This is a genomic window from Halorhodospira sp. M38, assembly GCF_022227985.1.
Lineage (GTDB): Bacteria > Pseudomonadota > Gammaproteobacteria > Nitrococcales > Halorhodospiraceae > Halorhodospira > Halorhodospira halophila_A.
In genome coordinates this window covers 1-22,686 of record NZ_JAJNQP010000022.1, presented here as the reverse complement: position 1 = coordinate 22,686, position 22,686 = coordinate 1, and the positions used below count along the sequence as shown (strand labels likewise).

At 70.3% G+C, this 22,686-nt stretch carries 21 protein-coding genes; 6 read left to right on the top strand and 15 right to left on the bottom strand.

Annotation, left to right across the window (positions count from 1 at the left end; all coding sequences use genetic code 11):
* Positions 1–300 precede the first annotated feature (300 nt).
* Positions 301–1,506 carry an FAD-dependent monooxygenase gene (locus LRA98_RS11180; protein WP_201173021.1) on the top strand — a complete coding sequence of 402 codons (1,206 nt, stop codon included), beginning with the start codon at positions 301–303 and terminating at the stop codon, positions 1,504–1,506.
* 15 nt (positions 1,507–1,521) lie between these two features.
* Here LRA98_RS11180 and aspS read toward each other — a convergent pair whose 3' ends face one another.
* The 5 genes from aspS to LRA98_RS11155 form a co-directional block, all read right to left on the bottom strand.
* Positions 1,522–3,306, bottom strand: coding sequence for an aspartate--tRNA ligase (gene aspS, locus LRA98_RS11175; RefSeq protein ID WP_238633701.1), 1,785 nt, complete (start codon positions 3,304–3,306; stop codon positions 1,522–1,524).
* A gap of 95 nt (positions 3,307–3,401) precedes the next feature.
* Positions 3,402–3,683 carry a circadian clock KaiB family protein gene (locus LRA98_RS11170; protein WP_201173032.1) on the bottom strand — a complete coding sequence of 94 codons (282 nt, stop codon included), beginning with the start codon at positions 3,681–3,683 and terminating at the stop codon, positions 3,402–3,404.
* Positions 3,680–5,149 (bottom strand): circadian clock protein KaiC, encoded by a 1,470-nt coding sequence (kaiC, locus tag LRA98_RS11165; protein WP_238633703.1) that lies wholly within the window; start codon positions 5,147–5,149, stop codon positions 3,680–3,682. Before kaiC ends, LRA98_RS11170 begins: the two co-directional genes overlap by 4 nt.
* Positions 5,150–5,228: 79 nt before the next feature.
* Positions 5,229–5,585, bottom strand: coding sequence for an FmdB family zinc ribbon protein (locus LRA98_RS11160; protein ID WP_201173038.1), 357 nt, complete (start codon positions 5,583–5,585; stop codon positions 5,229–5,231).
* An 84-nt stretch (positions 5,586–5,669) separates the two neighbouring features.
* Positions 5,670–6,305, bottom strand: coding sequence for a transglycosylase SLT domain-containing protein (locus LRA98_RS11155; RefSeq protein WP_201173040.1), 636 nt, complete (start codon positions 6,303–6,305; stop codon positions 5,670–5,672).
* 85 nt (positions 6,306–6,390) lie between these two features.
* Between LRA98_RS11155 and LRA98_RS11150 the strand changes: the two genes are divergently transcribed.
* Entirely contained in the window at positions 6,391–7,263 is an 873-nt protein-coding gene (locus LRA98_RS11150; protein ID WP_238633705.1) for an SDR family NAD(P)-dependent oxidoreductase, read from the top strand.
* 6 nt (positions 7,264–7,269) lie between these two features.
* On the opposite strand, the gene clpB is transcribed toward LRA98_RS11150, so the two are convergent.
* The 4 genes from clpB to rluD form a co-directional block, all read right to left on the bottom strand.
* Positions 7,270–9,882 carry an ATP-dependent chaperone ClpB gene (clpB, locus tag LRA98_RS11145; protein WP_238633707.1) on the bottom strand — a complete coding sequence of 871 codons (2,613 nt, stop codon included), beginning with the start codon at positions 9,880–9,882 and terminating at the stop codon, positions 7,270–7,272.
* Between the two features lie 103 nt (positions 9,883–9,985).
* Complete coding sequence (locus tag LRA98_RS11140) at positions 9,986–11,272, bottom strand: diguanylate cyclase (RefSeq protein WP_201173061.1); 1,287 nt, start codon at positions 11,270–11,272, stop codon at positions 9,986–9,988.
* A gap of 2 nt (positions 11,273–11,274) precedes the next feature.
* A complete protein-coding gene (gene pgeF / locus LRA98_RS11135; RefSeq protein WP_201173064.1) occupies positions 11,275–12,027 on the bottom strand; it encodes a peptidoglycan editing factor PgeF in 753 nt (250 codons plus the stop codon).
* Entirely contained in the window at positions 12,020–12,961 is a 942-nt protein-coding gene (gene rluD / locus LRA98_RS11130; RefSeq protein ID WP_201173067.1) for a 23S rRNA pseudouridine(1911/1915/1917) synthase RluD, read from the bottom strand. The genes pgeF and rluD overlap by 8 nt, the downstream gene beginning before the upstream one ends.
* A 69-nt stretch (positions 12,962–13,030) precedes the next feature.
* Between rluD and LRA98_RS11125 the strand changes: the two genes are divergently transcribed.
* The gene (locus LRA98_RS11125) at positions 13,031–13,792 is read left to right on the top strand and encodes an outer membrane protein assembly factor BamD (protein WP_201173069.1); all 762 of its coding nucleotides are present in this window, start codon (positions 13,031–13,033) and stop codon (positions 13,790–13,792) included.
* A gap of 27 nt (positions 13,793–13,819) precedes the next feature.
* Here LRA98_RS11125 and glnB read toward each other — a convergent pair whose 3' ends face one another.
* The 4 genes from glnB to sucC all read right to left on the bottom strand — a co-directional run bounded on the left by glnB (position 13,820) and on the right by sucC (position 17,935).
* A complete protein-coding gene (gene glnB, locus LRA98_RS11120) occupies positions 13,820–14,158 on the bottom strand; it encodes a nitrogen regulatory protein P-II (RefSeq protein ID WP_201173081.1) in 339 nt (112 codons plus the stop codon).
* Positions 14,159–14,220: 62 nt separating this feature from the next.
* Positions 14,221–15,852 (bottom strand): NAD+ synthase, encoded by a 1,632-nt coding sequence (locus tag LRA98_RS11115; RefSeq protein ID WP_238633708.1) that lies wholly within the window; start codon positions 15,850–15,852, stop codon positions 14,221–14,223.
* A gap of 8 nt (positions 15,853–15,860) precedes the next feature.
* Positions 15,861–16,733 (bottom strand): succinate--CoA ligase subunit alpha, encoded by an 873-nt coding sequence (gene sucD / locus LRA98_RS11110; protein WP_201173085.1) that lies wholly within the window; start codon positions 16,731–16,733, stop codon positions 15,861–15,863.
* Between the two features lie 26 nt (positions 16,734–16,759).
* Entirely contained in the window at positions 16,760–17,935 is a 1,176-nt protein-coding gene (gene sucC, locus LRA98_RS11105; protein ID WP_238633710.1) for an ADP-forming succinate--CoA ligase subunit beta, read from the bottom strand.
* Between the two features lie 158 nt (positions 17,936–18,093).
* Here sucC and LRA98_RS11100 point away from each other — a divergent pair, with 158 nt between their 5' ends.
* On the top strand, positions 18,094–18,378 hold the full coding sequence (locus tag LRA98_RS11100) for a PP0621 family protein (protein WP_201242308.1): 285 nt from the start codon (positions 18,094–18,096) through the stop codon (positions 18,376–18,378).
* A gap of 74 nt (positions 18,379–18,452) precedes the next feature.
* On the opposite strand, the gene LRA98_RS13070 is transcribed toward LRA98_RS11100, so the two are convergent.
* Entirely contained in the window at positions 18,453–18,911 is a 459-nt protein-coding gene (locus tag LRA98_RS13070; RefSeq protein ID WP_274519954.1) for a pilin, read from the bottom strand.
* Between the two features lie 158 nt (positions 18,912–19,069).
* Between LRA98_RS13070 and LRA98_RS11085 the strand changes: the two genes are divergently transcribed.
* Complete coding sequence (locus tag LRA98_RS11085) at positions 19,070–19,690, top strand: RNA ligase partner protein (RefSeq protein WP_201173096.1); 621 nt, start codon at positions 19,070–19,072, stop codon at positions 19,688–19,690.
* Here the strand turns inward: LRA98_RS11085 and LRA98_RS11080 are convergent.
* Positions 19,651–20,136 (bottom strand): REP-associated tyrosine transposase, encoded by a 486-nt coding sequence (locus LRA98_RS11080; RefSeq protein ID WP_201173099.1) that lies wholly within the window; start codon positions 20,134–20,136, stop codon positions 19,651–19,653. The genes LRA98_RS11085 and LRA98_RS11080 overlap by 40 nt on opposite strands.
* A 153-nt stretch (positions 20,137–20,289) precedes the next feature.
* Here LRA98_RS11080 and LRA98_RS11075 point away from each other — a divergent pair, with 153 nt between their 5' ends.
* On the top strand, positions 20,290–22,683 hold the full coding sequence (locus tag LRA98_RS11075; RefSeq protein WP_238633711.1) for a Tex family protein: 2,394 nt from the start codon (positions 20,290–20,292) through the stop codon (positions 22,681–22,683).
* The last annotated feature ends 3 nt before the right edge of the window (positions 22,684–22,686 follow it).

The following is a 22,686-nucleotide window of genomic DNA, read 5'->3' as shown; positions in this document are numbered from 1 at the left end:
CCCTTGCTTGAGCAGGTTCCGTGCCAATGCGCTGCAGGCGTTGCCCGGCGGGCGCTCCGCGCCGCAATGCCCGGCCCTTGAGCTGGATTTGTAAGATTTCCAGACAGACGGCTGAGCCGCGGCCTGGCGCGCCCCCCCCCCACCGCCCGGCCCGGATAAAGACGCGAGCGGCCATTCGTCGGTTTTTTTGACACCCGCTCGGGCAGCCCGCGGAATGAGGTCGCCGCGGCGGACGCGCCTGACAGCGTGCGCGCGCTGGGCTACATTGCAGGCTGGGAACCATGATGCGGGAGGTCGCAGGTGAACACGCCCCGGCTTTGCCACGATGTGGTGGTCGTCGGCGGTGGCATGGTGGGCGCCGCCGTGGCCGCCGACTTCGCCGGCCGCGGCTGGCGGGTGGGACTGATCGAGACCACCGGCCCCAAGCCCGTGGACGCCGGCACCCCCTACCGCCTCCGGGTCTCAGCACTGAACCTCGGCTCGGAGCACTACCTCGATGAGCTCGGGGCCTGGCACGCAATCCGCACCACCCGCGCCTGCCCCTACCGGCGGCTGCAGGTCTGGGACGATGACAGCCCGGCCCGGCTGACCTTCACCGCCGGGGAGCTCGGCCCCGACACCGATCACCTCGGGCACATCGTGGAGAACGACCTGGTCCAGGACGCGCTCTGGTCGGTGCTCGAGCACGCCGGCACGGTCCACCGGTACTGCCCGAACGAGACCAGCCGCCTGGAGCCGGCCCCCTTCGGCGCCACGGTGCGCCTCGATGACGGCCGCCGGGTCCACGGCAACCTGGTCATCGCCGCCGACGGTGCGCAGTCACGGCTGCGCCAGTCGGCGGGGATCCCGGTGACGGTCCGCGACTATCGCCAGCACGCAGTCGTCGCCGAGGTGACCACCCGGCCGGGACAGCAGGACATCACCTGGCAGCGTTTCCTGCCCGAGGGACCGCAAGCCTTCCTGCCACTGCTCGGCTCGCGGGCTTCGCTGGTGTGGTACACCACCCCGGACCGGGCTCGGCAACTCGCCGAGCTGGCGCCCGAGCAGCTGGGCCAGAGCATCGAGGCGGCCTTCCCGGCCGAACTCGGCGGGATCGAGTCGGTGGTGCAGCGGGCCAACTTCCCGATCCGGGCGCAGCACGCCCACTGCTACCAGGCGCCGGGCCTGGTCCTGATCGGGGATGCCGCGCACACCATCCACCCGCTGGCCGGCCAGGGCGTCAACCTGGGGCTGCGGGACGCCCGGGCATTGGCCCGCCACGTGTCGGCAGCGGTCGAGGCGGGCTACGCACCGGACGACCCGCGGGTGCTCAGCGCCTACGCCCGCGAGCGACGCCAGGACAACCAACTGATGCAGTCGGCGATGACGGCCATCCACGGGCTCTTCGGCGCCCCGTGCCGGCGCCTGGCCTCTCTGCGCCGCTTTGGGCTGCGCCTGGCCGACCACGCCGGCCCGGCCAAGCGCCTCGCCCTGCGCTACGCCAGCCACGGCCGGTGGGCCGGCTGACGCGGCGCCAGGCGGCTACTCGGAGCCGCTGACCCGCCGCAGGCGGATGCCCAGCTCGCGCAGCTGCGCCTCGCCCACCTCGGCCGGCGCCTCGGTGAGCATGCAGGTGGCGGTCTGGGTCTTGGGGAAGGCCATGACCTCACGGATCGAGTCGGCGCCGGCCATGAGCATGACCAGCCGGTCCATGCCGAAAGCGATCCCGCCGTGGGGCGGGCAGCCGTACTGCAGGGCGTCGAGCAGGAAGCCGAACTTGGAACGGGCCTCTTCCTCGCCGATACCCAGAAGCCCAAAGACCGCTTGCTGCATCTGCGGGTCGTGGATACGGATCGAGCCGCCGCCGAGCTCGACGCCGTTGAGCACGCAGTCGTACGCCCGCGAGACCAGCGCCTCGGCGTCCTGTTGCTGCAGCTCGGCGGGGTCCTGCACACACGGCGCGGTGAACGGGTGGTGCAGGGAGTAGAGACGCCCGTCCTTCTCGTCGTACTCGAACATCGGGAAATCGACCACCCACAGCGGGCGCCAAGCGTCCTCGACCAGTTCCATGTCGTGGCCGATACGCACCCGCAGCGCGCCGAGGGCGTCGTTGACGACGCTGGCCCGGTCGGCGCCGAAGAAGACCACATCGCCCGCCTGGGCGCCGGTGCGCTCGAGGATACCCTGTACGGCGTCCTCGGTGAGGAACTTGACGATGGGCGACTGCAGCCCCTCCACGCCCTGGTCCGGGTCGTTGACCTTGATGTAGGCCAGCCCCTTGGCGCCGTAACGGCCGACGAACTCGGTGTAGTCGTCGATCTGCTTGCGGGTCAGCGCCCCCCCGCCGGGTACGCGCAGGGCCGCCACGCGGCCACGCGGATCCTGCGCCGGCGCCGAGAAGACCTTGAAGTCCACGTCGCGGACCAGGTCGGCCACCTCGACCAGTTCGAGCGGGATGCGCAGGTCCGGCTTGTCCGAGCCGAAGCGGTCCATGGCCTCGGCGTAGCGCATGCGCGGGAAGGGATCGGGCAGCTCGACGCCGAGAACCTGGCGGAAGAGCTGGCGCAACATCCGCTCAGTGACCCCCATGACGGCCTCTTCGTCGACGAAGGCGGCCTCCATGTCGAGCTGGGTGAACTCCGGCTGGCGGTCGGCGCGCAGGTCCTCGTCACGGAAGCAGCGCACGATCTGGTAGTAGCGGTCGAAGCCGGCCATCATCAGCAGCTGCTTGAACAGCTGCGGCGACTGCGGCAGCGCGAAGAAGCGGCCGGTGTGGGTGCGGCTGGGCACCAAGTAGTCGCGCGCGCCCTCGGGGGTGGCCCGCGTCAGCATCGGCGTCTCGATGTCGAGAAAGCCCTCGTCCTCCAGGTGGCGACGGATCACCGAACTCACCCGGGCGCGCAGCTGCAGTCGCTGCTGCATCTCGGGACGGCGCAGATCCACGTAGCGGTGGCGCAGGCGCACGTCCTCGCCCACCTGCTCGTGCTCGTCGAGCTGGAACGGCGGGGTCTTGGCGGTGTTGAGCACCTCCACCGCCTGGCCCAGGACCTCGACCCGGCCGGAGTGCAGGTCCGGGTTCTCGGTGCCCTCCGGGCGGTGCCGGACGCGGCCGGTGATGCGCAGGACGTACTCGTTGCGAGCGCGGTCGGCGGCAGCGAACGCCGCCTCGGTGTCGGGATCGACCACCACCTGCACCAAGCCGGCCCGATCGCGCAGATCGATGAAGATGATGCCGCCGTGGTCCCGGCGCCGGTGCACCCAGCCGCAGAGCGTGACTTCAGTGTCCAGGTGGGTTTCGCAGATCTCGCCGCAGTAGTGACTACGCATGGTTTTTTCCGGATTGGTGGTCGGGCCAAAGGGGGGCAATGGTAAGCACGCCCCCCGGGGGGTGCAAGCAAACGGGTCGCAACGCGGCGGGACGCTCAGCCCTCCTTGAGGTCGAGCCCGATGAGCACCTTTTCTCGTTCGGAGAGGTCGCCGACCACCCGGCGCACGGGGGGCGGCAGCTTCTTGATGACCACCGGAGTGGCCAGGATGCGCTCGTCCTCGGCCAGCTGGGGGCGCTCGAGGATATCGATCACTTCCAGGTCACAGGAGGCGTCGTCGCCGTAGGCCTCCCGGATGATGCGTTCAAGGTTGCGGATGGCTCGTTCCGCCGCCGGCGTCCGCCCGGCGATGTAGAGCCGCAGGACCAGCTCGCTCACGACGCTCCCCCCGTCTCGGCACCATTGGCCACGTGCACGCCGTCTCCGGACAGGTAGTACTCCAGAACCCGGTCCGAGGTCGGCAGACCGCGCGCCTTAACGACATTCAGCAGCCTGCACAGCCTGCCGTCACGCTCGTCGCGGCGCAATTTGATCCAGACGTCGATAATGGAGGAGACATCCATGTTGCTGACACCATCACTGTAGTCGGGCAGCAGTTCCGTAGCCAGGACGGTCACACCCTCGCGCTTGAGCATGTAGAACAGGCGCAGCAGCATCTCCTTGCCCTGGCGGTCGTCGTGGGGATCGCCCAGCGCGCTGGCCGGGTCGAGGACCACCACGCCCGGGGTCTGCCCCTGCACTGAGCGCATCACCCGCAGCAGGTGTTCCTCCCAGCCCAGTTCCACCGCCAGCAGCGGCTCCAGCACCAGCCGGCCGCTATCGATGCACGACGCCAGATCCAGGCCCACACTGCGCTGATTGCGCAGCAGCTCCTCGGTGGCCTCCTCGAAGCTGAGGTAGAGCACGGAGTCGCCGGCCCGGCACGCGGCAGCGGCGAAGGCTGCGGCGAAGCTCGTCTTGCCGGTGCCCGACTGCCCCGAGACCATCACCGCCGAGCCGCGGTACGGGCCGCTGCCCCCGAGCATGGCGTCGAGGCCCTCGACGCCGGTGGTGTGCCGCTCCGAGGAGGGCCGGGCCTCGAGCCGCGTACCGGTGATCGGGGACAGGAACACCCCTTCGTGATCGAGGAGGAAGGGGAACTCGTTGGTGCCGTGTCCGCCACCGCGGCGCTTGAGGATGCGCAGCAGGCGGGTCATGCGCCGGTAGCGCACCTCCTGGCGCAGGAGGATGACGCAGTCGGCAATGTAATCCTCCAGCCCGAAGCGCTCGCTGAAGCCGGAGTGTTCGCCGGAGGTGATCAGGGTGGTGGCGTCGCGCTCGCGGATCCAGTCAAACACCCGGGTCAATTCCGCGCGCAGGCTGTTGCCCGGGGCGAAGCTCTCGTCCATGCCGTCGATGGCGTCCACCACCAGCCGCCGTGCGCCGAGGGCGTCCAGGGCGTAGCCGATGCGCGCGAGCAGCGCCGTCAGCTCGACCTCACCGCCGGAGACCAACTCGGAGCGATCGGGGCGCATGTCGAGGATGCGCCCCCGCCCCGCCGCCAGGTGCTCGTCCAGCGGGAAGCCGAGCGCGTGGGCGTGGCGCGTAAGGGCTTCCGGCGACTCGTCGAAGGTGGCCAGCACCGATGGCTCGCCCTGCTCCAGCCCGTGGCAGAAGAAGGTCAGCGCAATCGCCGTCTTGCCGGCCCCCGGGCCGCCGCGCAGCAACGTCGGCTGCCCCTCGGGTAGCCCGCCGTCGAGGATGAAGTCCAGACCCTGAATGCCAGTGGCCGCGGTCTGCGCCCCGCGCCGGGCGGCGCTGCTGCGCCGGGCGCGTTCGCTCGCGGAGGTGCTGCCTTGTGCCATGCCTTGCTCCGAGGTGGGCTGCCCGTCTGGCAGCGTGCCAAAAAGCGCCGACGGGGTCCAAGGCCGGCGCCGCGGCGTTTCAGCTGGAAGCAGAACCGGAGGAGCCAGCCGCCGCAGCCCCCGACTGCCCACCGCCACTGCCTGCGGAGGTGCCCGCCGATGACGCCGACTTGTCGCCGCTCTTGTCACTGCTCTTGTCGCTGCCGCCCTTGTCGGCGCCATTGCCGCCCCCCTCGGCGACGTTCTTGCGTTGGCCCGACTTGAAGTCGGTCTCGTACCAACCGCCGCCTTTCAGGCGGAACGCCGCCGCCGAGACCAGCCGCTTGAGCGACGCCTGGCCGCACTCGGGACAGTCGGTCAGCGGGCCGTCCGATACGGACTGGATGGCCTCGAGACGGTGGCCGCAGCCACAGCACTCATACTCGTAAATCGGCATCGATCCTCTCCCTCCTGGTCAACCACCCAAGCCGTGACGGCTTTTGAATGGGGACTGCCACGGCTGAAAACAAGGCCCGCCCGCTCAGCGGCAGAAGGGCCAGAACTGATACCACCGCCAGCACTGCAGCTCGTCCTCGCACTCGGCCAGCTGCTGCTCGTAGCGCCGGGCCCGGGACTCAACATTGCGGGCGACGCGCTGCAGGGTCGGCTTCTGGCGGTACGTGCCCCGCCGGTACCCGCCGTGCCCCTCGTGATAGGCCAGATACAGCCGCCTCGGGTCGTCCAGATCGACCCCGACCCGCTCCCGGGTGCGCTGGTTGTACCAGCCGATGAAATCCAGCGCGTCGCGCATCCGGGTCCGGTGGGCGTCCCAGTGAGCGGCATCCTCCCGATATTCGCCCCAGACCGGATCCTGCGCCTGTGCGTAGCCGTAGGCGGAACTCGGCCGGCGCCAGGGGATGATCCCGAGCAGCCGGCGCCGCGGCGGGCGGGCGTCGGCGATGAACGACGACTCCTGATGGACGAAGGCCATCTGGATGGGGATCGGCGTCCCCCAGCGCTCCTCGGAGCGCCGGGCGTGATCATACCACTCGGGGTTCTCCTCGAAGATGACGCAAATGTCGTCGATGTCCGATGGCTGCGGGCGATGGGCGCATCCGACCAGCACCACCAGCAGCACCGCAACCCCAAGGATCCGCAGGATTCGCCCTGGCGTCATGCCCGCCTCACGCGACCGGTGCTCAAAGAGGCGACAGGATACCCGATGTGGAGATCGGCGGGCGCAGGCTTTAGCCTGTCGGGCCATGAACGACGACCACACCGATCACCGCCCCGCGCTGCTGATCACCGGCTGTTCCAGCGGCATCGGCGAGACCGCTGCAGCGCACATGGCCCGGCGCGGCTGGCGGGTCTTCCCCAGCGCCCGCCGCAGCGAGGACGTGGCCCGCCTGCGCGAGGCCGGCTGGGAGGACGCCCTGGTGCTGGACCTGGCCGACAGCGCCTCCATCGAGGGCGCGGTGGAGCAGGTCGCCGAGCGCACCGGCGGGTGCATCGACGCCCTGTTCAATAACGGGGCCTATGGTCAGCCCGGCGCGGTGGAAGATCTCTCCCGGGCGACGCTGCGCGAGCAGCTCGAGACCAACCTGCTCGGCACCCACGAACTGACCACGCGGGTGCTGCCGTACATGCGCCGCCAGGGCCACGGGCGCATCGTGCAAAACAGCTCGGTACTCGGTTTCATCGCCCTGCCCTACCGCGGCGCCTACGTCTGCTCCAAGTTCGCCCTCGAGGGGCTCACCGACGCCCTGCGCCAAGAACTGCGCGGCAGCGGCATCCACGTGAGCCTGATCCAGCCCGGGCCCATCGCCAGCCGTTTTCGCGACAACGCCCACCGCGCCTTCCAGGCCCGGATCGATCCACAGAACAGCGCCCACGCTGCCACCTATCGTGCGGTGGAGCAGCGCCTGGCCGGCGCCGGCGCGTCGACGCCCTTCACGCTCGAAGCCGGGGCGGTGGCCGCCAAGCTGGTCCACGCCCTGGAGCACCCGCGCCCGAAGGCCCGCTACCACGTCACCGTACCCACCCACCTCTTTGCCGCCCTCAAGCGCCTGCTGCCCACGCGGTGGCTGGACCGGGTTCTGCTGGCGGCCACCGCCCCGGAGCGCCGCACCCGCTAACCGGGCTCAGACCACCTCGCCCTCGACCACCGGCTCGCCGCGCTCGAAGCGGAACGCGCCGTCTTGCACATCGACCCGGATGCGATCGCCCTGCCCGAAGTTGCCCTCGAGCATCTCCCGGGCCAGCGGGTTCTCGACCTCGTGCTGCAGGACCCGCTTGAGCGGGCGGGCGCCGTAGACCGGGTCGAAGCCCGCTTCGCCGATGCGGTCCAGGGCCGCTTCGCTGAGTTCGAGCGCCATGTCTCGCTCGGCCAGCCGCTCGCTGAGGTAGCGGACCTGGATGCTCGTGATGGCGCGGATCTGCTCCCGCGACAGCGGCCGGAAGACCACCACCTCGTCGATACGGTTGATGAACTCGGGACGGAAGTGGGTCCCGACGATGTCCATCACCGAGCTCTTCATCCGCTGGTAGTCCTCTTCCTCCTCCCCGGCCATGCTCTGGATGATCTCCGAGCCGAGGTTCGAGGTCATCACGATGACCGTGTTGCGGAAATCCACGGTGCGGCCGTGGCTGTCGGTCAACCGACCGTCATCGAGGACCTGCAGCAGGACGTTGAAGACGTCACCGTGGGCCTTCTCGACCTCGTCGAGGAGGATCACCGAGTACGGCTTGCGACGCACGTGCTCGGTGAGATAACCGCCCTCTTCGTAGCCGACGTACCCCGGCGGCGCACCGATCAGCCGCGCCACGGAGTGCTTCTCCATGAACTCGGACATGTCGATGCGCAGCATGGCCTCTTCCGTGTCGAACAGGAACTCGGCGAGCGCCTTGCACAGCTCGGTCTTGCCCACGCCGGTGGGGCCCAGGAAGAGGAACGAGCCATTGGGGCGGTTCGGGTCCGACAGCCCGGCCCGGGAGCGGCGGATGGCGTTGGCCACCGCGGCGATGGCCTCATCCTGGCCGACCACCCGCTCGTGCAGGGCCTGCTCCATGCGCAGGAGCTTGTCCCGCTCGCCCTCGAGCATCTTCGAGACCGGGATGCCGGTCCACTTGGAGACCACCTCGGCGACCTCCTCGTCGCTGACCCGGTTGCGCAGCAGCTTCATGTCGTACATGTCCGCCTGCGAGGCCATGTCCAGCTGGCGCTCCAGCTCGGGGATGCGCCCGTACTGCAGCTCGGACATGCGCTGCAGGTCGCCGGCGCGACGGGCGGTCTCCACCTCCTGGCGGGCGCGCTCAAGCTCCTCCTTGATCGACTGCGTGCCCTCGACCGCGGCCTTCTCGGAGTTCCAGATCTCCTCGAGGTTCCCGTACTCCTGCTCCAGCTCGTTGATCTCGTCCTCGAGGGTCGCCAGGCGCTTTCTGGAGGCGTCGTCCTCCTCGTTGCGCAGCGCCTCGCGCTCGATCTTGAGCTGGATCAGCCGGCGCTCGAGGCGATCCATCGACTCCGGCTTGGAGTCGATCTCCATGCGGATCCGCGACGCCGCCTCATCGACCAGGTCGATGGCCTTGTCCGGCAGGTTGCGATCCGTGATGTAGCGGTGCGAGAGCGTCGCCGCCGAGACGATGGCCGGGTCCGTGATCTCGACACCGTGGTGGACCTCGTAGCGCTCCTTGAGCCCGCGCAGGATGGCCACCGTGTCCTCGACGCTCGGCTCATCCACCTGGACCGTCTGGAAGCGGCGCTCCAGGGCGGCGTCCTTCTCGATGTTCTCGCGGTATTCGTTGAGGGTGGTGGCACCGATGCAGTGCAGCTCGCCCCGGGCGAGCGCCGGCTTGAGCATATTGCCGGCGTCCATGGCGCCTTCGGCCTTGCCGGCGCCGACGATGGTGTGGAGCTCGTCGATGAAAAGGATGACCTGCCCCTCCTGCTGACCGAGCTCCTTGAGCAGGGACTTGAGGCGTTCCTCGAAGTCGCCGCGGTACTTGGCCCCGGCGAGCAGTGCACCGAGGTCGAGGGAGAGCACGCGCTTGTTCTTCAGCCCTTCGGGCACCTCGGCGTTGACGATGCGCTGGGCCAAGCCCTCGACGATGGCGGTCTTGCCGGTGCCCGGCTCACCGATGAGCACCGGGTTGTTCTTGGTCCGGCGCTGGAGGACCTGCACCGTGCGCCGGATCTCGTCGTCGCGGCCGATGACCGGGTCGAGCTTGCCCTGCTCGGCGCGCTCGGTCAGGTCGATGGTGTACTTCTCCAGCGCCTGGCGCTGGTCCTCGGCGTTGGGATCATCCACCGCCTGGCCGCCGCGCACCTGCTCGATGGCCTGCTCAAGGGGCTCCCGCGCGGCACCGGCCTGCTCGAGGATCTTCGCCAGCCGGCTCTTGCCATCCTCGAGCACGGCGAGCACGAAGAGCTCGCTGGAGAGGTACTGGTCCTTGCGCTTCTGTGCGAGCTTGTCGGTGAGATTGAGCAGCCGCCCCAGCTCGTTGGACAGGTGCACCTCGCCGCCGGTGCCGGAGACCTGCGGCATCTGCTCGAGAGCCTCGCCGAGCTGCGAGCGCAGCTTGTTCAGGTTGACGCCGGCCTGCTGGAGCAGCGGACGCACGCCGCCGCCCTCCTGATCGAGCATGGCCAGCATCAGATGGACCGATTCGATGAACTGGTGGTCGCGCCCCACCGCCAGGCTCTGCGCCTCGGCGATGGCCATCTGGAATTTGGTGGTCAGCTTGTCCATCCGCATGTCTCTACCCCCTTGGCCGCATCACGGGCCGACAATCCGCTCCACCGCGCTGCGGCGGTGGCTGGTTTCTTGTCAGGATAGATGGGGCAGCGGCGACGGGTTTTCAATCCGGCGCGGGCAGGCCGGCGACACGGTTGCGGCCCTGGCGCTTGGCCTCGTAGAGGGCCAGATCGGCGGATTTCAGGACCTCCTCGACGGAGCCGCCGTCGAGCACGGCCACGCCGACGCTGGCGCTGAGGGCCACGGTCTCGCCTTCGTAGACCAGCTCCAGGGTCTCGATGCCATTGCGGATACGCTCGGCCAGGGTCCAGGCACCGGGACCATCGATCCCCACGGTGACAATGAAGAACTCCTCGCCGCCGGAGCGGATGAGCACGTCGGCGCGGCGGACGGTCTCGCGCAGCTGCGCAGCCACCCGCTGGAGCACCGTATCGCCGCCGAAGTGGCCGAGGCGGTCGTTGATCGCCTTGAAGTGATCCAGATCGACCACCAGCGCCGCCAGCGGCTGCCGCGTCCGCCGCGCTGTCTCGCCGAGCTGATCGGCGATCTCGTCGAGGTAGAGCCGATTGTGCAACCCGGTCAGCGGGTCGCGCCGGGCCCCTTCGCGGGCCTCGCGCAGCAGCTCCATCAGGTCCACGTTCTGGTTGACGCGGACGCTGAGCTCCTCCTCCAGGAAGGGGCGGGTCAGGAAGTCGTCGGCCCCGGCCTTGAGCAGCCGCGCGGAGAGCAGCCCCGAGCCGTGACTGGAGACACCGATGATCCCCAGCCGCGGGGCCGCGTGCCGGCGGCGCAGCTCGCGGATCAGGGTGATGCCGTCCATGCCCGGCATGTTCTGGTCGCAGAGCACCAGGCGGATGGTGGCGTCCTCATCCGAGGTGATCCGTTCCAGCGCCTCTTGGCCATTGCCGGACTGGTAGCAGCGGAACCCCCAGCGGCTGAGCAGGTGCACCAGGTACTCGCGGGCCGAGCGGGAGTCGTCGACCACCAGCACGCCGATGGACCGGTTGCGGTGGATGCGCTGCAGGGTACGCAGCACCGAGTCCACCGCGTCCGGGGCATCCTTGAGGATGTAGTCGCACACCCCGGCCCCCACCAGCTGATCGCGCAGGTCGTCCTCGATGGTGGCGGTCAGAACCACGGAGGGGATGTCGCGCTCCACCAGGTCCCCGACCACCTCGCCGCGCGGAGCATCCGGCAGGTCGAGATCGAGCACGGCGGCGACGATCCGTTCACCGTCATGCTCCAGCAGCTGCCGCGCGGCGGCGCGGCTGCCGGCGACCAGCGCCTTCAGCCCCAGGGCGTCCTCGATGCGCCCGGCCAACCAGCCGGCCACGGAGCGACTGTCCTCCACCACCAGGATGCGGCCGGCGGCGTACTGCTCCTCGGACATGCTCACGGCTCCTCTCGGTAGATCAGGCTCGCCATCCGGCCGGTGGATCCGTCCCGGCGATGGGAGAAAAAACGCGCCCGATCCGTGTGCGTGCACCAGCCGCCACCGTGGACCGATGTCACCCCGGCCTGCCGCAGGCGACTCCGAGCCAGGCTGTAGAGGTCAGCGTACCAGCGATCACCGGCCGCGGGGGTGAGCCCCTCGGCCGCAGCCGGATCCCGTGCGCGCAGCGCCTCGGCCACCTCCGGCCCTACCTCGAAGGCGTCGGGCCCGATGGCCGGCCCCAGCCAGGCGTGGAGTTCGCCGGCCGGCACCGGCAGCGCCGCCACCACGGCCTCGAGGATGCCCGCGGCGAGGCCCCGCCAGCCGGCGTGGGCGGCGGCCACCGCCCGCCCGTCCCCGGCGGCGAGGAGCACCGGCAGGCAGTCGGCGGTGAGCACGGCGCAAACCACGCCGGCGCGATCGGTCCAGGCCGCGTCGGCACGTGCGCCGGGGGCGACCCGGTGCGCGGCGACCACCTCGGTGCCGTGGACCTGCTCCAGCCACACGGGCTCGGCGGGCAGACCGGCGCGGGTGCGCAGCAGATGCCGATTGGCGGCCACGGCGGACGGGTCATCCCCGGTATGCTCGGCCAGATTGAGGCTGTCGCGCGGCGCGGCGCTGCAGCCGCCGCAGCGCAGCGTGCTCAGGGCCCGCACACCCTCCGGCGCCGGCCACCGGGGCTTGAAGAACAGGCCACCGTCCACCTCATCCATGGCGCAGGGCCTCCAGCAGGTGGTGCCAGTCCTCCGGCGGCGGCGCCTCCCAGTGCATGGTCTCGCCGGTGCGCGGGTGCTCGAGGCGCAGATGGCGGGCGTGCAGGGCCTGGCGGCGGAAGCCGTCGAGGACGGCGCGCAGGGTGTCGCTCGCGCCCCGCGGGTAAACCGGCCGACGGCCGTAGACGGGATCACCCACCAGCGGCAGCCGGACGTGCGCCAGGTGCACGCGGATCTGGTGGGTGCGGCCGGTCTCCAGTTCCACGTCGAGCAGGGTGTGGGCGCTGAAGCGCTCCGCGACCCGGTAATGGGTCACCGCCGGGCGACCGGTGGCCACCACGGCCATGCGTTTGCGGTCCCGGGGGTGGCGGGCGATGGGGGCGTCCACCCGCCCGCCGGCGGTGGGGCGGCCGACCACCACGGCCTGGTAGCCGCGCCCCACCGTGCGCGCCTGCAGCTGCGCGACCAGGGCATGGTGGGCGGCGTAGGTCCGCGCCACCACGAGCAGCCCCGAGGTCTCCTTGTCCAGCCGGTGCACGATGCCGGCCCGTGGCAGGGCTTCGAGCCCCGGATCGTGGTGGAGCAGCGCGTTGACCAGGGTGCCGCCCGGATTGCCGGCCCCCGGATGAACCACCAGCCCCGCCGGCTTGTCCACGACCAGCAGATCCCCGTCCTCGTAGAGCAGCCGCAGCGGGATGGGCTCCGGGGCCAGCGGGGTCTCCGGCTCGGGCTCGGCATCGACGTGGATTCGCTCGCCGGCGTAAACCGGATCGCGGGGACGGCGCACGGCGCCGTCGACGGTGATCCAGCCGGCCTTCACCCACTGCTGCAGGCGGCTGCGTGAATAATCGGGAAACAGGGCCGCCAGGGCCCGATCCAGACGCTGCCCGGCCAGTTCCTCGGGGACGTCGGCTTGGTGACGGGGTCGTTCCATACGTATAGTACGAGCCTTTGCTATCGCTACAATGACGGGCCTGCATCAGGCCGCGGAGTCACGGAAATCATGCACCGCATCCAGCGCTGGGCCACGATCGCCCTGGTGGCACTCTTTCTGGCCGGCTGTGCCGGCACCGACCCCGACGGGGCCGCCGAGCGCAGCGTCGAGGAACTCTACGCCGACGCCCGCAGCAGCCTGAGTTCCGGGAACTACTCACAGGCCGTGGAGCGCTTCGAGAACCTGGTGGCGCGCTACCCCTTCGGCGATCACGCGGTTCAGTCCCAGCTGATGATCATCTACGCCCACTACCTGGCTGGCCAGCACGAGTCGGCGATCGCCGCCGCGGAACGCTTCCAGCGCATGCATCCGCGCAATGAGCACGTCGCCTATGCACTTTACATGAGCGGCGTGGCACGGCAGGCCCAGGGGCCCGGCGGCCTCGGCGATCTGTTCAATGTCGACCCGAACTTGCGCGATCCCGAGCCCAAGCGCCGCGCCTTCGCCGACTTCCGCGACCTGACCGAGCAGTACCCGGACAGCGAGTATATCGATGACGCCACCGAGCGCATGGAGCAGATCCGCACGGCACTGGCCGAGCATGAACTCCACGTCGGGCGGTTCTACCTGGAGCGGGGCGCCTACATCGCCGCCGCCAACCGGGCGCGGACGATCATCGCCCGCTACCCCGGCACGCCGGCCGTGGGCGAGGCCATGGGGATGCTCGCCGAGGCCTACCGCAGCCTTGGCCTCGACCCCCTGGACGAGGACGTGGAGCGGGAACGGCGCGAGCGCCACGAGGTTCCCGCCCCGGAGTTCGGCGGGCGGTAGGCCGCACAGCGGCCCCCGCCCGGGGAACTAGATGGCGTTCTCGTCCTCTTCGCCGGTGCGGATGCGGATGACCCGCTCGACGTTGGTGACGAAGATCTTGCCATCACCGATCTTGCCGGTCTGGGCCGCCTGGGTAATAGCCTCGACGCAGCGGTCGACATCGGCATCCGCCACGACGACCTCGAGACGCATCTTGGGCAGGAAGTCGACCACGTACTCGGCGCCCCGATACAGCTCGGTGTGCCCCTTCTGACGGCCGAACCCCTTGACCTCGGTGACGGTCATGCCCGTGATCCCGATGTCCGAGAGGGCCTCCCGGACGTCGTCGAGCTTGAAGGGTTTGATGATCGCCTCGACTTTCTTCATGGGAGCAGCTCCTTGGGGTGGGGCGCGGTTCGGTTTGATTTTCCAGATTCAGGACTCAGTTATCAGGATAGCGTGGGCCAGTCCCCACAGCCCTGACAACCGGACCAGCCCGAGGTAATCGGGTAACGCCGGTCACGCCCGAAGGCGCGCCGGGTCACCTTCACCCCGGGGGCCGCCTGGCGGCGCTTGTACTCGTTGCGGTAAAGCAGCCGGATGACCCGGCAGAGTTCCGCCTCGTCCAGCCCATCGACACGGATCTCGTGCTCGGCGGCGTCGGCCTCCAGGTACTGGCGCAACACGGCATCGAGGACCGGATACGGCGGCAGGCTGTCACTGTCACGCTGATCGGCGCGCAGCTCGGCGGTGGGCTCGCGCTCGATGATGGCCTGCGGCACGGTGGGCCCGAGGCTGTTGCGGTAGGCGGCCAGGCGGTAGACATCGGTCTTGTAGACGTCCTTGAGCGGGGCAAAACCGCCGCACATGTCGCCGTACAGGGTCGCATACCCCACGGCCAGCTCACTCTTGTTACCGGCTGCCAGCAGCATGAGCCCGAGCTTGTTGGACAGCGCCATCAGGCAGTTGCCGCGGATCCGCGCCTGGATGTTCTCCTCGGTGGCGTCCGCCGGGCGCCCGGCGAAGGCCGGCGCCAGGGCCTGCTCGTATTCGGCGAAGAGCGACTCGATGGGGATGCTCCGGTAGTCCAGTCCGAGCGTCTGCGCTGCCGCGCGAGCGTCTTCCAGGCTGCGCTCGGCGGTGTAGCGGGTGGGCATCATCACCGCCAGCACCTGCTCCCCGCCCAAGGCGTCGGCGGCCACCGCAGCCACCAGGGCCGAGTCGATGCCGCCGGAGAGCCCGAGCACCACGCCGGAGAAGCCGTTGCCACGGACATAGTCGGCGGTGGCCCGGACCAGCGCCTGGTAGATCGCCGGCGGCCCGGTGGTGCGCTCGGCGCATTCGCCGCGCAGCGCCCCGCCCTGCCAGTCGAGGGGGTGGAGCCCGTCGGCGAACGCCGGCGCCCGGGCAGTGACCGCACCGGTATCGTCCAGTGCGAAGGAGCTGCCATCGTAGACGACCTCGTCGTGGCCACCGACCAGGTTGGCGTAGAGCAGCGGGATCCCGGTCTCCGCCACGCGGCGGGCCGCCACCTCCTCGCGCTCGGCCTGCTTGCCGTCGTGGAACGGCGAGGCGTTGATGCTGATCAGCAGCTCGGCGCCGGCGCCGGCGGCCTCGGCGGCCGGTGTGGCCGCCCAGATGTCCTCACAGATGGTGACCCCGATGCGCCGGCCGGCGACCTCGACCAGGCAGGGGGCGTTTCCGGCGCGGAAGTGGCGGTTGTCGTCGAAGACGCTGTAGCTCGGCAGGCAGCGTTTGTAGGCCACTTCGGCCTCGGCGCCGTCGGCGAGGACCACGGCGGCGTTGCGCACCACGCCGTGGCGGTGGAGCGGCGTCCCCACCACCGCGGTAATCCCGGTGCACGCCGCAGCGATCCGGCCGAGCGCCCGCTCGACGGCGGCATGGAAGTCGCTGCGCAGCAGCAGGTCGTCGGGCGGGTAGCCGGTCACCGCCAGCTCGGGGAAGACCACCAGATCGGCGCCGAACTCATCCCGCGCCCGGCCGATGGCGTCGATGATGCGCGCGGCATTGGCGTCGATGGCGCCGACGGGGAAGGCCAGCTGGGCGGTAACGATACGCACGGTGCGCCTCAGCCTGCCGTCAGCTGCCGAATGCGTTCGCCGATCTCCGTCGGCGAGCGCACCGTGGCCACGCCGGCGGCCTCGAGGGCCGCGAACTTGTCGTCCGCCGTCCCCTTGCCGCCGGAGATGATCGCCCCGGCGTGACCCATGCGCTTACCCGGCGGCGCAGTCACCCCGGCGATGTAGGCGACCACCGGCTTGCTCATGTGGTCACGAATGAACGTCGCCGCCTCCTCCTCGGCGCTGCCGCCGATCTCGCCGACCATGACCACGCCGTCGGTGGCCGGGTCAGCCTCGAACTGCGCCAGGCAGTCGACGAAAGACCACCCCTGGATCGGGTCGCCACCGATACCGACACAGGTCGACTGCCCCTGCCCGGTGTCCGAGGTCTGCTTGACCGCCTCGTAGGTCAGGGTCCCGGAGCGGGAGACGATGCCGATTCGCCCGGGCAGGTGGATGTGCCCGGGCATGATGCCGATCTTGCACTGGTCCGGGGTGATGATCCCGGGACAGTTGGGCCCGATCAGGGCCACGTCCTCGCCCCGCAGGGCCTCCTTGACGTGCAGCATGTCGAGCACCGGGATGCCCTCGGTGATGCAGGCGATCACCCGGATGCCGGCGTCGGCGGCCTCAAGGATGGCATCGGCGGCGAAGGGCGCCGGGACGTAGATGACCGAGGCGTCGGCGCCGGTCTCGGCCACCGCCTCGCGGACCGTATCGAACAGCGGGCGGTCCAGGTGTGTGCCGCCGCCGCGCCCCGGGGTCACGCCGCCGACCACCTGGGTGCCGTAGGCGATGGCCTGCTCGGCGTGGAAGGTCCCCTGCTTGCCGGTGAACCCCTGGACGAGCACCCGGGTGCTCTGATCGACGAGAATGCTCATGTTCTGCTCCTCTCTTGACCTGGGGATCAGGCCGCGTCACCGGCGATGTCGACGATCTTGGCGGCGGCGTCTGCCAGGTCGTCGGCGGGGATGAGGTCGAGCCCGCTGTCGGCGAGGATCTGCTTGCCCTGCTCGACGTTGGTGCCCTCGAGCCGGACGACCACTGGGACGTCGACCCCGACGTCGTGGACGGCGGCCACGATGCCCTCGGCGATCATGTCGCAACGCACGATCCCGCCGAAGATGTTCACCAGGATCCCCTCCACCGAGGGGCTGGAGAGGATGATCTTGAAGGCCTCGGCCACCCGATCGGCGTTGGTGCCACCGCCGACGTCGAGGAAGTTGGCCGGCGAGCCGCCGTGGAGCTTGATCACGTCCATGGTGGCCATGGCCAGGCCCGCGCCGTTAACCATGCAGCCGATGTTGCCGTCCAGGGTGATGTAGTTGAGGCTGTGCTCGGCGGCCCGGACCTCGGTCTCGTCCTCTTGGGTCAGATCGCGCATGTCCTGAATCTGCGACTGCCGGCCGATCTCCACGGCATTGTCGTCGACGGTCACCTTGGCATCCAGGGCCAGCAGCCGCCCCTCGCCGGTGACGATCAGCGGGTTGATCTCGACCAGCGACAGGTCCCGCTCCAGGAACAGACGGTAGACCCCCTGCATCATCCGCGTCAGCTCCCCCACCTGCGCCTTGTCCAGGCCGAGGGCGAAACCCAGCTGCCGGCACTGGTACGGCTGCAGCCCGGCGGCCGGGTGGACCCGCACGGTGTGGATGCGCTCGGGCTCGCTGGCCGCCACCTCCTCGATGTCCATACCGCCGGCGGCCGAGGCCATGAAGACCACGCGCTGGCTGGACCGATCGATCAGGGCGCCGAGGTAGAGCTCACGGGCGATCTCCAGCCCCTCCTCGACCAGCAGGGCGTGGATCGGCTGACCGCGATCGTCGGTCTGGTGGGTCACCAGGCGCTCGCCGAGCAGTGAGTCCGCGTAGCGCTCGATCTCGTCGGTCTTCCGGAGCACCCGGACCCCTCCGGCCTTGCCCCGTCCGCCGGCGTGGACCTGGGCCTTGACCACCCAGGCCGAGCCACCGAGGCGCTCGGCGGCGGCGCGGGCCTCGGCGCTGGAGCGCGCCACATACCCGCGGGGGATGGCGATCCCCGCCTCGGTGAAGAGGTGCTTGGCCTGGAACTCGTGCAGATTCATTGAACAGCTCCTCCCATGGGGTCGCGGTCGCCGGGCGGTCGATTATAGTGGTTCAGCGACCCGCGCTTTTCAAAACCGTCCGGCCGTGCCAACTTGGTTGGCCGCGCGCCCGGGCCTCTGCGCCCGAGGGCTCAAGGTAATCACGGAAAAGCACGTGCATGCTAGGCCAGATCCTTCTTGTCATCCTGCTCATCCTCGCCTGGATCGGTGCGCGCAGCCTGCTTCAGAAACGCCTGCGCGATGATGGCGAGGGACAGCGCAACCAGGGCGGCGGCGACGGCGGGCGCACCGAGGAGATGGTGCGCTGCGCCCGATGCGGCGTCTTCCTGCCGCGCTCGACCGCCTATCCCCGCGACGGCGCCTACTACTGCTCGCCGGAGCACCGTCGGCTGGGACGGGATGACCACCCGTCGGCCAGTTCCGGCCGCGACCGGCGGGGGTAGCGCGACGGGCAGGCCGGGGCGGCCTGATCCCCCGGCCCGGCCGGCGAAGGCCGGGCCGGCTCGGGCGGCGCCGGTCACTCGGCACACAGGCCGGTGGCCACGTCCGCCAGTTCGCCTGGATCGCAATCCCACCCCCAGGCGCCCTGATCGTCCTCCTGGCCAGTGAAGGTCACCGACTCGCCGGCCAGTTCGGTGTTGACCCCCTCGTCGGCGAACTGCATGGACACATCCACCGTGTCCCCGCCGGCGGAGACGTCGATGGCATTGACGTAGTCGCCACCATCGGCCCCCAACAGCTCCTCGATGCGTTCGGCGTCCAGCCCGTCGGGGCCACGCAGATGGACCTCGGAGTCCACCGCCGTACGCACACCGGAGAAGAGGGTCAGGGCCTCGGCGAACTGGGTGCGGGCGACGTAGTTCTGGTACTGCGGGACCGCGATGGCGGCCAGCATGGCGATGATCGCCACCACGATCATCAGCTCGATGAGGGTGAAGGCGGCGCAGAGCCGGCGCCGCTGGATACGCGATTGCATGGCTCACCTCCCTGTGAGTCCGGAAAAAGTGCGTTTGAACGGATCAGTCCGTGCCGCCGGCGGTCAGGCGGCGGATCACGCAGCCCGGGGCCGATGGCCAGGACGCCGCGCAGGTTGTAACGTGCCGGGTGAAACCTCGCCACGACGGGCCCGGAACCATGCGCCGATTCGTGCTCGATACCAGCGTCTTCACCAACCCCGACGTCTACCTGCGCTTCGATGAGGAGCCGATGCAGGCCATCTCGGTCTTCCTCGGGCTCGCCCGGCGCGCCGACGCCGAGTTCTACATGCCGGGGCCGGTCTATCAGGAGCTGTGCAACCTGCGCTCGATGGACATGATCGGCGCCGAGTTCGAGACCGAGGTGCACATCCGCTCGCCCCGGCGTTTCTCGATGACCATCCCCTCGGAAGTGCTCTACGAGTTCATCGAGGAGGTGCGCACGCGCATCCAGCGGGGCCTGCGCATCGCCGAGGAGCACGCCCGGCAGGCCGGCCAAGCGGAATCGCTGCCGCCGGAGCTGATCACCCAGCTGCGCGAGCGCTACCGCGAGGCTATGCGCCGCGGGATCCTCGACTCGCGGGAGGACATCGACGTGGTGCTGCTCGCCTACGAGCTGGACGCCACCCTGGTCTCCGCCGACGAGGGGATGCGCAAGTTCGCCGAGCGGATCGGCATCAAGCTGGTCAATCCGCGCTACCTGCGCGGGGTGATGCAGAACCTCGCCGGCGAGGAGCCCAGTCACACCGCCCCCGACGGCCCCGACCAACCGACCGGGTAAAGCCCGGCGGCCTGGCAGCGGCGAAAGGAGCTGTAGCGCCACCCCTCGGGACGGCCGGCGAGCCCGCGGCGCACCGGCTCCCAGTGGATCTCGTCGAGGGCCTCGCGCCACCGGTCCGGCTCCACCTCCCACCAGTGCACACCGGGCTGCCAAAGCCGCCCGCGGGGCAGCCCCGGCCAGTTGCGCAGGTGGCGGGTGCAGTGGGCCTTGGCCGCCTGCCAGCGGGGCCGCGGGTCCGGGTCATCCCGGGGCAGGCGCCACAGGCCGTGGACGGCGTCGGGCAGGACGACGGCGGCGTCCCAGGTCAGCGGACGGCGCCGGGCCACCTGGCGGAAGGCGGTGCGCAGCCGTTGCACGGCCTCGGGCCGGGCCAGCCACGGGTGGTTGCCGTGCGTGGTCAGGCAGAAGCGGACGCACCGCTCCTGCCGGCTCACCTCCTGGTGCATGCGCGCTCCTCCCTGAACGCGTTGTCTCCTGCTTATCGTGCCAGCCCGCCGCCGGCTGTCAATCGGCCGGGGCACAGCGGCGCGCGTCGCTGGCAGCCGGCGGCGGCTCGGTTATCATGGCGCCTTTTCCACGGCACCGAGGTTTCACGAGAGATGGTCAGTGAGTCGATCCCGCAGCGCATCGCCCAGGAGCTGGGCGTGGGCAACCGGCAAGTCGAGGCCGCCATCGAGCTGCTCGACGGGGGCGCCACCGTCCCCTTCATTGCCCGCTACCGCAAAGAGGTCACCGGCGGCCTCGACGACAGCCAGCTGCGTTCGCTCGAGGAGCGGCTGACCTACCTGCGGGAGCTCGACGAGCGCAAGGAGACGGTGCTCAAGGCCATCGACGAGCAGGGCAAGCTCACCGACGAGCTGGCCGAGGCGATCCGCGCCGCCGAGACGAAGACCCGCGTCGAGGACCTCTACCGCCCCTACCAGAAGAAGCGCCGCACCAAGGCGCAGATCGCCCGCGAGGCCGGGCTGGAGCCGCTAGCCGACAGCCTGCTGGCCGATCCGTCCCTCGTCCCCGAGGAGGCGGCGGCCCCCTACGTCACCGGCCCCGCCGAGGAGGGGCAGGAGACCCCGGCCGTGGCCGATGTCGACGCTGCCCTCGACGGCGCCCGGCAGATCCTCATGGAGCGCTTCGCCGAGGACGCCGATCTGCTCGAGGAGCTGCGCGACTACGGCTGGCGCAAGGGCTACCTGCTCAGCCGCGTGGCCGCGGGCAAGGAGAAGGACGGCGCCCGCTTCCGGGACTACTTCGAGCACGCCGAACCGCTGCGCAAGATCCCCTCCCACCGCGCCCTGGCCATGCTGCGCGGGCAGAGTGAGGAGATCCTGCGGCTGGAGATCGCCTGGTCCGACGCCGAGGCGCGCGGCGAGAGCGACGAGCCGAGCGTCGGCGAGGCCGCCATCGCCCGGCGTTTCGGCATCGCCGACCGGGGTCGGCCGGCCGACGCCTGGCTGGCGCGCACCGTGCGCCTGGCCTGGCGGGCGAAGCTCTCCACCCACCTGGACCTGGCGCTCAAGCGCCAGCTGCGCGAGCAGTCCGAGGAGGAGGCGATCCGAGTCTTCGGCGCCAACTTGGAGGACCTGCTGCTGGCCGCACCGGCGGGCCCGCGCCCGACCATCGGCCTCGACCCGGGGCTGCGCACCGGGGTCAAGGTAGCGGTCATCGACGCCACCGGCGCCGTGGTCGAAACCGCCACCATCCACCCCTTCACCAGCCGCAACAAGGACCCCGAGGGCTCGCTGAAGACCCTGGCCGAACTCGCCCGCAAGCACCAGGTGGGGCTGGTGGCCATCGGCAACGGCACCGCCTCCCGCGAGACCGACGCCCTGGTCGGCGAGCTGATCAAGCGCCACCCGGAGCTGGGCCTGCACAAGGTGGTGGTCTCCGAGGCCGGCGCCTCGGTCTACTCCGCCTCGGAGAACGCCTCGCGGGAACTGCCGGATCTGGACGTCTCGCTGCGCGGCGCGGTCTCCATCGCCCGGCGCCTGCAGGACCCCCTGGCCGAGCTGGTGAAGATCGAGCCCAAGTCCATCGGCGTCGGCCAGTACCAGCACGACGTCAACCAGAGCCACCTCGGGCGCAAGCTCGATGCGGTGGTCGAGGACTGCGTCAACGCCGTCGGCGTGGACGCCAATACCGCTTCGGCGCCGCTGCTCGCCCGCGTCTCCGGCCTGGGTCCGGGCCTGGCCGAGAAGATCGTCCAGCACCGCTTCGACAACGGCCGCTTCCGCACCCGCAAGGACCTGCAGGAGGTGCCCCGGCTCGGTCCGAAGGCTTTCGAGCAGGCCGCCGGCTTCCTGCGCATCCCCCAGGGGGACAACCCGCTGGACGCCTCCGCCGTCCACCCCGAGGCCTACCCGGTGGTGGAGCGGATCTGCGCCGAGACGGGCCGCAGCGTGGGCGATCTGATCGGCGATGAGGGCTTTCTGACCACCCTCGATCCGAAGGCCTACACCGACGAGCGCTTCGGCGAGCCGACGGTCCGCGACATCCTCGGCGAGCTGGCCAAGCCCGGCCGCGACCCGCGCCCGGAGTTCCGCACCGCGGCCTTCCGCGAGGGGGTGGAGAAGATCGACGACCTGGAGCCGGGGATGGTCCTCGAGGGCACGGTGACCAACGTCGCCAACTTCGGCGCCTTCGTCGATATCGGCGTCCACCAGGACGGGCTGGTGCACATCTCGGCGCTCGCCCACGAGTTCGTCCGCGATCCGCGCGACAAGGTCCGCACCGGCGATGTGGTCCAGGTGAAGGTCATGGAGGTGGACCTGGAGCGCCGGCGCATCGGCCTGTCCATGCGCCTTGATGACGACCCCAACGCCGAACAGCCCGATGGCGGCCGCAAAGCCGCTGCGGGCAAGGGTGCCGCCGGCAAGGGCGGCGGCGGGGGCCGGGGCAAGGGCGCCGGCAAAGGCGGGAAACGGGGCAAGAAGCCGGAGAAGGCCGAGCCGGCGGCCAATACCGCCCTGGCCGAGGCCTTCCGCAAGGCGCGCTCCTGAGCG